Origin of the sequence: Paraburkholderia flagellata (assembly GCF_021390645.1) — a bacterium.
Classification (GTDB): Bacteria; Pseudomonadota; Gammaproteobacteria; order Burkholderiales; family Burkholderiaceae; genus Paraburkholderia; species Paraburkholderia flagellata.
The window spans coordinates 898727-913375 of record NZ_JAJEJT010000001.1; the positions used below are offsets into that span (position 1 = coordinate 898727).

At 66.1% G+C, this 14649-nt stretch carries 12 protein-coding genes and 2 pseudogenes; 6 read left to right on the forward strand and 8 right to left on the reverse strand.

The features are described from left to right. Nucleotides 1-12: 12 nt before the first annotated feature. Both L0U83_RS03875 and L0U83_RS03880 read right to left on the reverse strand, forming a co-directional pair. Nucleotides 13-702, reverse strand: a complete 690-nt coding sequence (locus L0U83_RS03875; protein WP_233880685.1) for an ABC transporter permease — start codon at nt 700-702, stop codon at nt 13-15. Between the two features lie 268 nt (nt 703-970). Further along, the gene (locus L0U83_RS03880; protein WP_233880687.1) at nt 971-1747 is read right to left on the reverse strand and encodes an ABC transporter substrate-binding protein; all 777 of its coding nucleotides are present in this window, start codon (nt 1745-1747) and stop codon (nt 971-973) included. Between the two features lie 433 nt (nt 1748-2180). On the opposite strand from L0U83_RS03880, the gene L0U83_RS03885 reads away from it, so the two are divergent. Next, nucleotides 2181-2879, forward strand: a complete 699-nt coding sequence (locus L0U83_RS03885; protein ID WP_233880689.1) for a pirin family protein — start codon at nt 2181-2183, stop codon at nt 2877-2879. Between the two features lie 170 nt (nt 2880-3049). Here the strand turns inward: L0U83_RS03885 and L0U83_RS03890 are convergent, their stop codons facing one another. Beyond that, complete coding sequence (locus L0U83_RS03890) at nt 3050-3598, reverse strand: Spy/CpxP family protein refolding chaperone (RefSeq protein WP_233880691.1); 549 nt, start codon at nt 3596-3598, stop codon at nt 3050-3052. A gap of 233 nt (nt 3599-3831) precedes the next feature. On the opposite strand from L0U83_RS03890, the gene L0U83_RS03895 reads away from it, so the two are divergent. Next, nucleotides 3832-4563, forward strand: a complete 732-nt coding sequence (locus L0U83_RS03895) for a response regulator (protein ID WP_233880693.1) — start codon at nt 3832-3834, stop codon at nt 4561-4563. Next, complete coding sequence (locus L0U83_RS03900) at nt 4547-5863, forward strand: ATP-binding protein (RefSeq protein WP_233880695.1); 1317 nt, start codon at nt 4547-4549, stop codon at nt 5861-5863. Before L0U83_RS03895 ends, L0U83_RS03900 begins: the two co-directional genes overlap by 17 nt. Nucleotides 5864-6008: 145 nt before the next feature. Here L0U83_RS03900 and L0U83_RS03905 read toward each other — a convergent pair whose 3' ends face one another. Next, the gene (locus L0U83_RS03905; RefSeq protein ID WP_233880697.1) at nt 6009-6275 is read right to left on the reverse strand and encodes a double-stranded DNA-specific endonuclease; all 267 of its coding nucleotides are present in this window, start codon (nt 6273-6275) and stop codon (nt 6009-6011) included. 177 nt (nt 6276-6452) lie between these two features. Then, a complete protein-coding gene (locus L0U83_RS03910) occupies nt 6453-8132 on the reverse strand; it encodes a GGDEF domain-containing protein (RefSeq protein ID WP_233880701.1) in 1680 nt (559 codons plus the stop codon). 762 nt (nt 8133-8894) lie between these two features. Between L0U83_RS03910 and L0U83_RS40800 the strand changes: the two are divergent. The 3 genes and pseudogenes from L0U83_RS40800 to L0U83_RS03920 all read left to right on the forward strand — a co-directional run. Continuing rightward, nucleotides 8895-9837 (forward strand): annotated as a pseudogene (locus L0U83_RS40800) (ABC transporter permease subunit); the annotation flags it as partial. An 86-nt stretch (nt 9838-9923) separates the two neighbouring features. After that, nucleotides 9924-10658 (forward strand): annotated as a pseudogene (locus L0U83_RS40805) (ABC transporter permease subunit); the annotation flags it as partial. A gap of 40 nt (nt 10659-10698) precedes the next feature. Beyond that, nucleotides 10699-12048: an ABC transporter ATP-binding protein gene (locus tag L0U83_RS03920; RefSeq protein WP_233883703.1), complete on the forward strand. Its 1350-nt coding sequence runs from the start codon at nt 10699-10701 to the stop codon at nt 12046-12048. 82 nt (nt 12049-12130) lie between these two features. Here the strand turns inward: L0U83_RS03920 and L0U83_RS03925 are convergent, their stop codons facing one another. From L0U83_RS03925 to L0U83_RS03935, 3 genes are all read right to left on the reverse strand, one after another. Further along, complete coding sequence (locus L0U83_RS03925) at nt 12131-12688, reverse strand: hypothetical protein (protein ID WP_233883705.1); 558 nt, start codon at nt 12686-12688, stop codon at nt 12131-12133. 5 nt (nt 12689-12693) lie between these two features. Next, complete coding sequence (locus tag L0U83_RS03930) at nt 12694-13206, reverse strand: hypothetical protein (RefSeq protein WP_233880707.1); 513 nt, start codon at nt 13204-13206, stop codon at nt 12694-12696. A 340-nt stretch (nt 13207-13546) separates the two neighbouring features. Then, on the reverse strand, nt 13547-14638 hold the full coding sequence (locus tag L0U83_RS03935) for a sigma-54 interaction domain-containing protein (RefSeq protein ID WP_233880710.1): 1092 nt from the start codon (nt 14636-14638) through the stop codon (nt 13547-13549). Nucleotides 14639-14649: the final 11 nt, after the last annotated feature.

The window sequence follows — 14649 nt, forward strand, 5'->3', positions numbered from 1 at the left end:
GCCTCGCGCGATTCAGAGATCCGCCTTGCGCACACCGGTGGAGTAGCGCTTGTCGAGATACATCAGCACGAAGTTGGAGACCGTGGTGATGACGAGATAGATTGCGCCGGCGAGCAGCGTGAAGAAGAAGAACCGCAGCGTGCCCTTGCCGGCGTCCTGGCTGGCTTTCACGACATCGGCGAGACCGATGATCGAGACGAGCGCCGTGGACTTCACGAGCACCTGCCAGTTGTTGCCGATGCCGGGCAGCGCGAAGCGCATCATCTGCGGGAACATGATGCGCACGAACACCTGCCAGTTCGTCATGCCGTAGGCGTGGCCCGCTTCGAGCTGGCCGCGCGGCACGGCGAGGAACGCGCCGCGGAAGGTCTCGGTGAAGTAAGCGCCGTAGATGAAGCCGAGCACGACCACGCCCGCGAGGAACGGGTTGATGTCGATCTGATCCCAGCCGAGCATGTCGGTGAGGTTGTTCAGCCAGATCTGGATGCTGTAGAAGAGCAGCAGCATGAGCACGAGATCGGGCACGCCGCGAATGAGCGTGGTGTAGAGCGTGCCCGCACCGTGCGCGACGCGGTTTTTGGAGAGCTTGGCCGCCGCGCCGATCAGCCCGAGCACGAACGAGAGTGCGAGCGACAGCACGGCGAGCTTGACGGTCTGCCAGGTGCCGGCGAGGATCAGCGGGCCGTAGCCTTGAAGAAACATGGGCGAGTCCTTGACGGTGCGCTTCTCACACCGCGAAAGGCGCGGCGCTTGTCTGCCGCGGTTCAAATCCGTTCATGGCCGCGCGGTGTTCGTGCGCAGTGTTGCGTACGCGCGCGTGGCCGATGCGATTGCGCTCGTGAGCGCGCCTGTGACTGTATACGAAGCCCGGTGGCGGTCTATCGGGGAGCCCCCGGAGCTTTCAGGCGTCGTGGCGCGAATCGCGAGCGGTAATGTCTCGTTGTTTATTTACCTGCGTGTGCTTTCCCGTTCACTTGGCCTTATAGATATCGAAGTCGAAGTACTGCTTCGCGATCTTGTCGAACGTGCCGTCGGCATGAATCGCGGCCAGCGCCGTGTTGAATTTCGCCTTCAGGTCGGCGTCGTCTTTGCGCAGGCCGATCGCGGTGCCGTCACCAATCGTCGCCGGGTCTTCCACTTCCGGGCCGGCCCACGCGAAACCCTTGCCGCGCGGCGTCTTCAGGAAGCCGAAGTCCGCCTGGACTTCGTCTTGCAGCGTGGCGTCGAGACGCCCGGCGATCAGATCCTGGTAGACCTGGTCCTGATTCTGGTACGAGATCACGTTCACGCCCTGCGGCGCCCAGTGCGCCTTCGCGTACGCTTCCTGGGTCGAGCCCTGCTCGACGCCCACGTTCTTGCCCTTGAGCGAGGCAGGCGTAGGCAGAAGCGGCGAACCCGTGCGCGCGAGCATGCGTGCGGGCGCATCGAACATCTTTGCGGAGTAGTCGATCTGCCGGGCGCGCTGCGGCGTGATGGTCAGCGACGACACGATCGCGTCGAACTTGCGGGCCTTGAGCGCCGGGATGATGCCGTCGAGGTCGTTCTCCACCCAGACGCACTTCACGTTCATGCGCGCACAAAGGGCTTTCGTGAGATCGACGTCGAAACCGACGATCTGTCCGTTCGGCGCTTTGGACTCGAACGGCGCATAGCTGGCGTCCACGCCGATGCGCACGGTTTTCCACTCTTTGGCGGCGGCGCTGCCCGCGATGAGGGCCAGCGCCACGCACACTGCAAACTTCTTCATCATTCTCCTGTCGAGCCGCAGTGAGTGCGTGAGCACTGACTCCGGTCTCATGCACGGCTGATACGGGCGGCGCGGCGCGGTAAGGGGCGCGCGGCCGAAGCGGGGCGGCTACGGCTCGTGACCGTTGGCCGCCATTCTAGGCGATCAAAAATGCGGGTCGGAAAGCGCAACGCAGTCCGGCCCCGGCGCAAACGCATGTTGGCGAGGCGGGGTAGCCGCCCCGGGTTGTCCACGCCGGGCCATCGGGCTCGCGCTGGCCGAAAAGCGCGGTATTTTACCCGAAGCCGGAGGGCGTGCCAGTCTGACGGAGGGCGGCGCTGGCAGCGCAGCCCATTGATGTTGCTGGCGAAACGATGCGGTGCGCCGCTGCGGATTGTGCAAGCGGGCCGCCGCCCTTACCTTCGGACATCGACATGATTGACCGGAGATTGCCATGCTGACCATCCGACGCGCTGACGAACGCGGCCACGCCAACCACGGCTGGCTCGACTCGTACCACAGTTTTTCGTTTGCCGACTACTTCGACGAAGCGCACATGCATTACGGTGCGCTGCGGGTGCTCAACGACGACCGCATCGCTGGCGGGCAGGGCTTCGGGGCGCACGGTCACCGCGATATGGAGATCGTGACCTACGTGCTTGCCGGCGCGCTTGCGCATCGCGACAGCATGGGTAACGGCTCGACCATCCGTCCCGGCGACGTGCAGCGCATGAGCGCCGGCACGGGCGTGATGCACAGCGAGTTCAACGGCTCGAAGGAAGAGGAAGCGCACCTGCTGCAAATCTGGCTGCTGCCGCGCGAGCGCGGCGGGGCGCCCGGCTACGAGGAAAAGCGCTTCGACGACGCCGACAAGCGCGGGCGGCTGCGCCTCGTCGCCTCTCCCGATGGGCGTGACGGCTCGGTGACGGTGCGCTCGGATGCCTCGATCTACGCGGGACTCGTGGACGGCGAGGAGCGCGTCGAATATGCGGTGCCCGCCGGGCGGCGCGTTTATCTCCACGTCGCGCGCGGCGCGCTGGATGTGAACGGCCAGCGCCTCGAAGCCGGCGATGCCGCGATGATCGAAGACGAGGCAGGTGTCGCGCTCGCGAGTGGCGCGGCGGCGGAAGTGCTGCTGTTCGATCTCGCCTGAGCGTTGGATCGCGAGGGGCGGGCAAATGCCCGCGCCACGAAAAAAGCGCCGCGGGGTGCGAATCCCGCGGCGCTTAGTCACACAGTTGCGCACGTTTGCGCACATTTGCGCGCATTTTCGCGCAATTTCGTATCGGCGCGCCGCCCCGGGGCGGCGCGTGTGGGGTCCGATTACTCCTGCGCGGCCGGTGCCGAAGCGCCGCCCTTGTTATGCTGCTCCCACCGCTGGCGCATCTGGTCGTGGCGCTGCTCCATCTTCGCGAAGCGTTCCTTGATCGCCGTGCTCACGGTCGTCTTCTGCTGATCGTTCAGGCCGTTGTAGAACGCGAGCCACGCTTGCGTGGTTTGCTCACGCAGTTGCTGGTTCTGCTGCTCGACCTGCTCGTGCGCCGTGTGCATGGCGTTCAGGTCGAGGATCGGCTGGTTCTTCATCGAATCGAACTGCTGCTTCATCTGTTCGTGATTCTTGCGCATGGCCTGATGGTTCTGCTTCATCGTGTCGAGCGCGGCCTGCCATTGCTTTTCCTGCGCGGCGTTCAGGTTCAGCTTGTCGTGCAGTTTCTTGAAGCCGAGCATGAAGTCGCCGTGCATGCCGGGACCGTGCTGCATCATGCCGGGACCGCCCGGGGGCGGCGTCTGGGCGTTAGCGGCGGTGGCGCCCACGGTGAGCGCGAGCGAGGCAGCGGCGATAGCGAGAAGGCGCGAAGTCGTCTTGTACATGGTGATGCTCCTGACAAATCCATGAGGGTTTTATCCGGTCTGGCGCGGCGCTTTCAGAAGTGGTGGCGCTCGCAACCGGTGTCCCTAGCGTATCGACCCGTCAGGTGGCGCGTGTTACGCGGCAGGCCGCCGAGATTACGCGACATTACACGCGCCTTTCGCGGTAACACCTCGTAACCCAGGTGGAAGAGCTGTAAGCAAACGGCCCGCGCGTGCGCGTTACACTTCATCCCATGGCTACTCAAATCCTTGTCGTCGACGACGACCTCGAACTACGCGACCTCCTGCGCGACTATCTGGCGCGCCAGGGCATGGAAGTCTCGGTGCTGCACGACGCCGGCTCGCTGGAGCGGCGGCTCGAGCGCGAGCGCCCCGACCTGATCGTGCTCGACCTGATGATGCCGGGCGTGGACGGCCTGACTGCGCTGCGCAAGCTGCGCGCGGCCGGCGACGACATCCCCGTCATCATGCTCACGGCGCGCGCGGACGACGTGGACCGCATCGTCGGCCTCGAACTCGGCGCGGACGACTACCTCGGCAAGCCGTTCAACCCGCGCGAGCTGCTCGCGCGCGTGCAGGCGGTGCTGCGCCGGCGCCGCACGCTGCCTTCGGCCGCGGCGCCCGAGCAGCGCGAGCCGTACGCGTTCGGCCGCTTCACGCTCGACTTCCAGTCGCGCACGCTTCAGCAGGAAGGCAAGCCCATCATGCTGTCGGGCAGCGAATTCGCGCTTCTGAAGATTTTCGTGAACCACCCCATGCGCACGCTCACGCGCGAGCGGCTGCTGGAATTGCTGCACGGTCCCGAGTACGACGGCACGGACCGCGGCATTGACGTTCAGGTGTGGCGTCTGCGGCGCATTCTCGAAAGCGATCCGTCCACGCCGCGCTTCATCCAGACCGTGCGCGGCCGCGGCTACGTGTTCGTTCCCGACGGAGAGCAGGGCAACCATGCGCCGGCCGGTTGATTCGCTGTTCGGGCGCCTCGCGGTCATCTTCGTCGGCGTTCTGCTGGTGTCGCATGTCGCCTGGTTCGCGCTCATGCGCGTCGAACACAACCAGATGCAAACGCGCTACGCCGTCGAGGAGGCGACCTTCCTCGTCGACGCGGTGCGCCAGCACGTCGTGCGCGAGCCCGACCAGCCGCTGCCTTCGCGCGTGCAGCTCGTCGACCCGGCAAGCTCCGCCGTGCCGCCGGTCACCGAACGCATGCCTGAGCCGCTGCGCCGTTTCATCGACGACGTGCGCGAGCGCATGCCGCCCGGCACCGACGTGCGCGTCGGACCGCCCGGCGGGCCGCCCACACTCTGGGTGCGCGGGCCGCAGGACGCCCGCTGGATCGTCTTGCCGGGCCAGCCGTTGCGCATCATGCGGCCGCTCGACAAGCTTCTGCCTTGGGTCATCACCATTTTTGCCACCGCCGTCATCGCCGCGCTCGTGGCCGCATGGATGCTGCAACAGCCTCTGAGCGCGCTCGCGCAGGCCGTGGGCCGTTTTGGCCGGGGCGAGCCGGTGCCACCCGTGCCCGAGCGCGGGCCGCGCGAGATGCGCCAGCTCACACTCGGGTTCAATCAGATGGTCAAGGAAGTCGAGCGCACCGAGAAAGACCGCGCCGTCATGCTGGCGGGCGTGGCGCACGATCTCAAGACACCGCTTGCGCGGCTGCGCCTGCGCGCCGAAATGATGGACGAGCAAAAGGTGCGCGACGGCGTGGTACGCGACGTGGAGTCGATGGCGCACATCGTCGACCAGTTTCTCGTGTTCGCGCACGACGGGGCCGATCGCAGCGAACCCGTTGAGGTCGACGATCAGTGCGAGCGCATTGCGCGCAACCACCGCACGGCGAACGGCGAAACGATTGCAATCGAAATGCGCCTGCGCGCGGGTCCGGAGTTTCGTCTGCCCGCCGCCACGCTCGAGCGCGTGGTCTCGAACCTGCTCGACAACGCCAACGCGTATGGCGCACCGCCCGTCGTGATCGAGAGCGAGCGCGGGGCAACGGGTTTTTCGCTCACCGTGCGCGACCACGGCAAGGGCATCCCCGACCAGGATCTCACGCAGGCGAGCCGGCCGTTCGTGAGGCTTGACCCCGCGCGCGGCGGCAACGGCCACAGCGGCTTGGGGCTCGCGATCGTCGAGCGCCTCGTGCGCCGCGCGGGCGGCGAGCTCTCAATCGGCAACGGCGAAAGCGGCGGGCTTGCGGTGCGCATGACGTTTGCGTTCGACGTGGTGGAGCGCACCGTAACCGAAGCGGCGCAGATCTGGTAATTCGCGGTTGTTTGGCTTGCGGGCGCCCGCACCGCGCAGGTGGGGCATGGCCGGATGGGTGCGGCCTGGGTGTTGCGTGAGGTTCCGTCCGAAGGCGCCGCCTCAGCGACGCCAGGTGATGCCAGATGAAGCCAGACGCAGCCGCTCAGGCCGTGAAAAGCGTATCGAGCGCGGCGGCGGCATCGTTGTCCACCGTGTTGTACGTCACGGTGTCGGCCTCGAAGATGTAGTGCGTGGTGTACTTGCCGAGGCGGGCAAGTATCTCTTCCTGAATCAGCTCGGGCGTGGCGTCGAGTTTCAGGTACCACGCGGTCGATGACAGGCGCGTCTGGAACGCGCCGTACTCGACCATCAACTGGTCGAACGCGAGCGCATCCTGATCGCGGCAGACAATGACCAGATTTCCCTTCATGCATGCCTCCAGATTTGTGCGGAACACCGAAGTGGCGCGGTTTGACTCATGCGCGCCGCATGGACTGGCGCGCACCGTTCATCCCATCATACCGCGCCTCGCCGGTTGAGCCGGACGAGCCCCGCAGCCTGGTACGGGCATCTCTCGTTTGAGGAGTTACAGCCGTTCGTTGCGCACTCACCAGGTCGGCGCCGCGGCGCGCGGCGGGACGACGCCCTCGGCCGTCATGGCTTCGCAACGGTCGCGCCCAGCCGCCTTCGCCATGTAGAGCGCGAGGTCGGCGCGGCTCATCAGACGCTCCGGCTGATCCTGCGCGGCGGCAAGCTCGGTCACGCCGATGCTCACGCTCACGCTCGCATCCTCGGGTAGTTCCGCGCAAATGCGCTTGCCGAGCTGCTGGCGCAGGCGGTCGAGCACGGCGTGGCCCGTGGTGAGCGAGGTCGCGGGCAGCAGGATGCCGAACTCCTCGCCACCCAGACGGCCGACGGCGTCGTCGGCACGCAGTTCGGCGCGGCAGGTTTCCACGAAATGCTGGAGCGCGCGGTCGCCGGCCGGATGGCCGAAGCGGTCGTTGATCTGCTTGAAGTAGTCGAGGTCGGCGATCGCCATGCACAGCGGCGTACCCGCCGCATAGGCGGCGTCGATCTCGCGGCGCAGCAGGTCGAGGAAGTAGCGGCGCGAGAGCGCGCCGGTCAGGGCGTCGTGGCGCGCCTCGGCGGCGAGCAGTGCGTTCGCGGCCTGCAGTTGCCCGGCGAGATCGCGGCTCGCGTGGTGCAGGCGCCGCTCGCGCACCCACGAGACCGAGATCACCGCCGCGAGTGCGGCCGTGCCCGCGAGCGTGAGGAAAATGAGGAGCCGGTCGCGCTGGTGGTTCGCGATCAGCTCGGACCACGCATTGACCGGATCCACGAGATGCGCCGAGAGCCCGGAGTTCAGGCCGCCGCGCTGTTCGTAGAGCGCGGGCGAGCGTTGGCCCGGCAACTCGATCATTTGCGCCGCGTCGGCGCGCGGGACCCACGGCGCCTCGCTCAACGCGGTTTTCGAGGCCGAGCGCAGCTCGAGCGGCGCAAAATGCTCGCGCAGATAGGTGTTCACGCGGTCCACTGCGTTCATTTCCGCGACGTGCGAACCTGGCAGGGCTCGCCCTTCGAGCGCGCTGTCATGGGCCATGATGATGACGCCGTTATTGTCCGCGACGAAGGTGCCAGGGCGCGTGACCCAGTGGCGCAGCCGCGCGATGCTGACCTTCGCGACCACGGCGCCGACCAGCAGGCCGTCGTCATAGGCGGGCGCGGCGACGAAAATGCCGGGCTCTCCGCTTGCCGTGCCCACGCCGTAGGCTTCGGAGAACGCCCCGAGCAGCGTGTCGTTCAGATAGGCGCGCGGACGCATGTCCACGCCGACGTAAGAGATCTTTTCGAGCGCGTTGCTCGACGCGATGCAGATGCCATTGGCGTTGACGAGCCAGATCGCATCGAGCCCGGAGAAGCCTTGGGCGTCATGGAGGAAGCGGTCGACGCCGGAGAGCGCCGGCACGCCTTGCAGTTCCTTGCGCCGCGCCAGTTCCGTCGAATCGCTCGACGCGGCATAATGCGCGGCCGCGGTGAGCGCCTGCTGGACGACGCGGGTTTCGGCCATCGTCGCCGGAATGGCGCGCGACATGGCGAGGTCGCTTGCGATCACTTCGGCCATGTTGTCCACGACCGAGCGCATCATCTGGCGCTGTGCGGTGAGCGCCGCCTCGAACTCCTGGCGGACCATGCGGTCCGCGAGCCAGTCGGCCGCCGCCCAGCAGACGAGCGCGACCACCACAACCCCGAGAGGTCCGGCTGCCTGGCGCAAGAGTCTCCTGTTCATCGGCCTTCTGGTTCGTGAGTGGTATTGAGGCGTGGTATCGGTACCCCCGGGGCGTCGAAGCGCCACTGACAGAGCGTGTCGATTTTACCCCTCGAACGGGGCTCGCGAACCCGCTCTCGAAGCGGCGGCGCGCTGTTGCGAGGCGGCGCGCGAGGGCGGCGGTGCGTGCGTAGATCGCCAACATGCAAGCTGCATGACGTCAGCACGGCGATACGCGGCGATGAGCGGGCAGGAAGGGGTGCAAGCGTGGTCAGCGCGGCTTCGCGCACGAGGTTCGCGCGTGTGCTGGCGTGTGGCGCGCAAGCGACGCCCACTGGCGTCGGCGGCCACGAAGTGGCAGGAGCGATGATCGATGTGTCATCAAGGCGTCATCGATACGTCATCACGATGACGTCAAGAAGCCACGCGCAGTGCGTTCCGGAAGCTGTCCAGAAGGCCTTGCGAAAGCGCCCCGAAAGCCCGCGTGGTCAGGCTTTCGTGACGTGCGGGGCGCGGTTGTGAGTGTCATGAAGGTTGTAGTAGTGTCGTGCCGTTTCAGTCGAGGCAAGCCCAGTCGCGAGCCGCCAGCCGTCAGCTGCAACTACGGCGCGGGCGGTGCGTACCACCGCGGCATCGTCGCCGTGTCATCAACGCCAACGAAATTCTGTGTCCATGCACCTTGCCCTTGTCGATCCGCCATCCCAGCAGCAAGTGCCACGCCTGTGCGGCGGCGCGGACGCCATGTCGCCCGCATTCCTGAAACCCGGCGCGGAGGGCGTCTGAATGGAGTTCAGCTTCAACCTGAACCGTACGGCCAACGCCTCGGCGTGGCGCGTGCTGCCGAACCGCTGGGACTTCGTCGCGTTCCCGCTGATGATCGGCCTGATCGCGATGGCGGCCGTGGGCTTTCACGAGAGCATGGCGCCCATCGCCACGCTCAAGACCCAGGTCATCTCGCTCGACCCGGCCAACCTGCCCGAGTACGCCATGCGCACCACGCTGCGCATGCTGGCGGCGATGGTCGCCTCGCTCACCTTCACGCTCGTGTATGGCACGCTCGCGGCGAAGAGCCGCCGCGCGGGCCAGTTGCTCGTGCCGATTCTCGACATCCTGCAGTCCGTGCCGGTGCTCGGCTATATCTCGTTCACGGTCACGTTCTTCCTCGCGCTCTTTCCCTCGCGCGTGTTGGGCGCAGAACTCGCGGCGATCTTCGCGATCTTCACGAGCCAGGCGTGGAACATGACCTTCAGCTTCTACCAGTCGCTGCGCACTGTGCCGCGCGATCTGGACGAGGTCTCGCGCGGCTTTCACCTGACCGCATGGCAGCGTTTCTGGAAGCTCGAAGTGCCGTTCTCGATGCCGGGCCTCATCTGGAACATGATGATGTCGATGTCGGGTGGCTGGTTCTTCGTGGTGGCTTCCGAAGCGATCACGGTGGGCAACAACACGATCACGCTGCCGGGCATCGGCGCGTACCTGGCGCAGGCGATCTCGGATAAGAATCTGCACGCGATCGGCTGGGTGATCCTGACGATGATCGTGGTCATTCTTGCGTACGACCAGTTCCTGTTCCGCCCGCTGGTCGCGTGGGCGGACAAGTTCCGGATGGAAAACACGAGTTCGGGCGACGCGCCGGAATCGTGGCTCCTCGACCTGATTCGCCGTACCCACCTCATTCATCAACTGCTCGTGCCGCTTGGCTGGCTCTTCGCCAAGGCTGCGCGCATGCGGATCCAGCTGCCGTCGTTTCCGAACGTGACGTTTGCCGCGCCCGTAGCGCGCGGCCGCGGCGGCTTGCGTACGCGCATCGGCGACGCCGTTTGGGCCGTGCTCGTGATCGCACTGACCGTGTTCGTGGTGTGGCGCGTGGTGGCGTATGTGCGCACGGGCGTGACGCTCGACGAGGTGTGGCACGTGCTCGGTCTCGGCTTCATCACGCTCTTTCGCGTGCTGCTGCTGATCGCCATCGCTTCGGTGATCTGGGTGCCGCTCGGCGTGCTGATCGGCCTGCGCCCGGCGCTCGCCGAAAAGGTCCAGCCGCTCGCGCAGTTCCTCGCGGCGTTCCCGGCGAACCTCCTGTTCCCGGTGTTCGTGATCGTGATCGTGCGCTTTCACCTCAACCCTGACATCTGGCTGTCGCCGCTCATCGTGCTCGGCACCCAGTGGTATATCCTGTTCAACGTGATTGCAGGGGCCAGCGCCTATCCGAACGACTACAAGGAAGCGGCGAAGAACTTTCACATCCGTGGATGGCAATGGTGGCGTCAGGCCATGCTCCCGGGCATTTTCCCGTACTACGTGACGGGTGCCATCACGGCCTCGGGTGGCGCGTGGAACGCGAGCATCGTCGCGGAGTTCGTGCAGTGGGGCGACACGAAGGTCGTCGCGCACGGCCTTGGCGCCTACATCGCGCAGATGACGGCGGCCGGCGACTACCCGAAGATCATTCTCGGCATTGCCGTGATGTCGCTCTTCGTCACGCTGTTCAACCGCCTGTTGTGGCGCCCGCTATACACGTATGCCGAGTCCCGTCTGCGGCTCGACTGATCGACGACTGATCGAACAACGAATGATCGAAGGTAACGCGATGCAAAACCCCAAGACGCTGAGCGCCGCGCACGGAGATGTGCAGACGGCTCCGAACCCGCCGCGCCTCGGCGAAGAAATCCTGAACGTGAAGGACGTGTGCCGGGGCTTCAACAAGTCCCAGGGCGAGCTGCTCGTGCTCGACGACGCCAACCTCCAGTTGCGCGAGGGCGAGATCGTCGGGCTGCTGGGCCGTTCCGGCTCGGGCAAGTCCACGTTGCTGCGCATCATCGCGGGCCTGATCTCGCCGACCTCCGGCGACGTCACCTGGCGCGGCAAGCCGCTCGACGGGCCGGCCGAAGGCGTGGCGATGGTGTTCCAGACCTTCGCGCTGTTCCCCTGGCTCACCGTGCTGCAGAACGTGGAAGCAGGTCTCGAAGCGCAGGGCGTCGGCGCGCGCGAGCGTCGCGAACGGGCGCTCGCGGCCATCGACCTGATCGGTCTGGACGGCTTCGAAAACGCCTACCCGCGTGAGCTTTCGGGTGGTATGCGTCAGCGCGTGGGTTTCGCGCGCGCGCTCGTGGTCGACCCGATGCTGATGCTCATGGACGAGCCGTTCTCCGCACTCGACGTGCTGACCGCCGAAACGCTGCGTACCGACCTGCTCGACCTGTGGACGCAAGGGCGTCTGCCGATCAAGTCGGTGCTCATCGTCACGCACAACATCGAGGAAGCGGTGTTCATGTGCGACCGCATTCTCGTGCTCTCGTCGAATCCGGGGCGCGTGGTGGCCGAAATCAAGGTGCCGTTCAAGCATCCGCGCAACCGTCTCGACCCCGTGTTCCGCAAGCTCGTGGACGACATCTACGCGAAGATGACCGCGCGTCAGACCGACGAAACCACAAAGAAGGGGCTGGAACTCGGCAGCTGGCTGCCGCGCGTGTCGACCAACCTGATGGCCGGTCTGATCGAAACGCTCGCGGCCGCGCCGTACCACGGCCGCGCCGACATGCCGGAAATTGCGCGCTCGCTGCATCTGGAAGTGGACGACCTCTTCCCGATCGCGGAAGTGCTGCAGAACCTGGGTTTCGCCGACGTGCGCGAAGGCGATGTGCTCCTCACGCCGCCCGCGCGCGTGTTCGCGGAATTTGGCACGCAGGAGCGCAAGATGATGTTCGCCGAACATCTGCTGCGCCACGTGCCGCTCGCGGCGCGGATCAAGAAGGTGCTCAACGAGCGCCCGGGCCATCGTGCGCCGCGCGTGCGCTTCGAGCAGGAACTGGAGGATTCTCTCTCCGACGGCGCGGCGGAAGAAACGCTCGACACCGTGATCGACTGGGGCCGTTATGGCGAGATCTTCTCGTACAACGACCAGTCGGAGATCTTCAGTCTCGAAGACGTGGAGTCCTGAACGCTGCGCGGGTCGCGCGCATGAAAAACGGTCGCGGGCTGAGCCAGCCCCGCGACCGTTTTTCTTTTGCGGATAAGGACGGCTATTGCAGCGTGCCCCAGCGCTCCACCGCAGGCTCGGCCGAGGCCCACTCCCAGCCCGACTGGTCCTGACACGCGCTCGCGGTGAACCACTGCTCGGGCGCGTCGGCCTTGTCGCCGTCCTGCACCGAGAACACGAACTCCTTGCAGAGCGTGAGCGCGTTGGAGAACGCGCGCGTCACGCGTACCTGGCCGTGTCCGTTCTCCACGGGCAGCTGATGCTTGATGCGCCAGATGTCCATGCCGCCCACCGGCAGGCGGCCGGCGGTTTCGGCGATCAACTCTTGCTGGTCTGCGTGCATGTTCTTCATGAAGCGGCCGACGGCTTCGTCGGTGGCCGCCTGCACGGCAATGCCCACACCGATGCCCACGGCGGGATTCGCCGTGACAATGCCCGTGGCCGCCGCCGCGGCGGCGCCGCTCGCCGCGCCGATCGACGAGCAACCGCTCGCGGCCAGCGTGATGCCCGCGCAGAGCGCGGCCAGCGCGATGAGCTTCACGGGGCGAGACGTCGACGAATCCGTTTCAACGTGCCGTGCGCGACTCGTGCGCGCGTTCATGCCGTTCATTGCAGCGCACCCCAGCGGGCGGTGGCGGGTTCGGCCGAGGCCCACTTCCAGTTGTCGCCGTCGCGGCACACCGAAGCGACGAAGAAGGCGCTCGAAGCGGGCTTGTCCTTCGTGGCCTCGTGGTCGACGGAGAACACGATCTCCTTGCAGTCGAGCGCGCCGCTGCTGATCGTTCGGCTCACCGTGACGCGGCCATGCTCGTCGTCCTCGATCGGGAACGAGTGCGTGATCGACCAGGGTGCGACCGCGCCGACGTCGAGCGCGCCCGCGGCTTTCGCGATGCTGTTCTGGGTGTTGGTGTGGACGACGCGCTCGGAGTACTGCACGCCGGCCTTCGCCGCGGCCACGGCGCCAAGGCCGATGCCAGTCGCCACGGCGGCGTTGTTCGTCACTTTCGAGGCGACCGCCGCGCCGGCAATGCCGGCGCCCGTTTGCGCGCCTTCGGAGTAGAGCGAGCTGCAAGCCGAGCACGCGAGGCTAGCCAGCGTGGCGAGCAGCGTGAGCGACATGACGTGTCGCCGACGGGGGGGAGTGGAGGGGAGCGGGGGCACACCGGCAATCCTTCCTGCGACTGCCGCTGACACGGATGGCGCAACACGCGCCCGAGTACTTCGTTCTTGCATGATGATTTCCTGCCGCTAGCCGAATAGCACCACGTTGCGCGGACATCCAGCATGTTTTGCTTACTTAACGTGCTGCGGATTGTGCAACATGCGATTACTCACCGGGATAAGTAAAGTGCAAGAAATTGCAAAAGGGCGTGCGCGGCAGACAGACCTTTGATCTGCGCTGCCGCGCAACGAGCGTGCCGCGATAGAGGCACAGCGCGCGAGGCGTGGAGAAGGGCAATCAGGCTTCGTTCGTGTCCGGGTCAGTGGGCGCTTCGGCTTCACCATCGTCGGCGCCGTAGCTGCCGAGCCGGTTGTAGAGCGTCTTGAGGCTCACGCCGAGCGTGCGTGCCGCGAGGCGTTTATCGCCGCCGCAATACTTGAGCGTGCCGAGAATTATCTGCTTTTGCGCATCGGCGAGCGGTGTGCCGATCCATACGCTCATCGCGTCGCCCTGGGTGACGGGCTTCTTCACGCGCGGCACCAGTTGCGGATGGGCGATCTCCACGACCTTTTCCGCGAGGATGAACGCGCGGTACACCGCGTTCTTCAGTTCGCGCACGTTGCCGGGCCACGACCAGTTGCGCACGGTTTCGAGCGCGCGCTTGCTGAAGGTTTTTTGCGTGCCTTCCTGGTCGTTCAGTTCGGTGAGGAAATGCTGCGCGAGCAGTTCGCGGTCGCGCTCGCGCTCGCGCAGCGGCGGCGCGCGCAGTGGAAACACCGCGAGCCGGTACATCAGGTCTTCGCGCAGGCAGTTTTCCTTCACGGCCGTCAGGGGGTCGCGGTTGGTGGCGGCGATGATGCGCACGTCGCCGCGAATCGCTTCGTTGCCGCCCACCGGAAAGTACTCGCCCGTTTCGAGGGCGCGCAGCAGCTTCACCTGGTGCAGCAGCGACATCTCGGTGATTTCGTCGAGGAACAGCGTGCCGCCGCGCGCGTGCTCGAAGTGACCGTCGCGCGCCTGCACGGCGCCGGTGAAGCTGCCTTTTTCGTGGCCGAACAACTCGGCCTCGATCAGTTCGTCGGGAATCGCGCCGCAGTTCACCGCGATGAACGGACCATCGCGGCGCTCACTGTGCGCGTGGATCGTGCGGGCGATCAGTTCCTTGCCCGTGCCCGACTCGCCGACGATGAGCGCCGTGGCCTCGGTCATGGCCACGCGGTCGATCTGCGTATAAAGATCCAGCATGACCGCCGACGAACCGTACAGCAGACCATACGATTGCAATCCCGCGGCGCGCGCGTCGGCGTCCGGTGCGGTATTGACGGGGTTTGCGCTGGTTCCGCTGTTTCGTTTAGTGGCGGCGGGCGAGCCCGGCTCGATTGACGCCATAGGAATGTTCG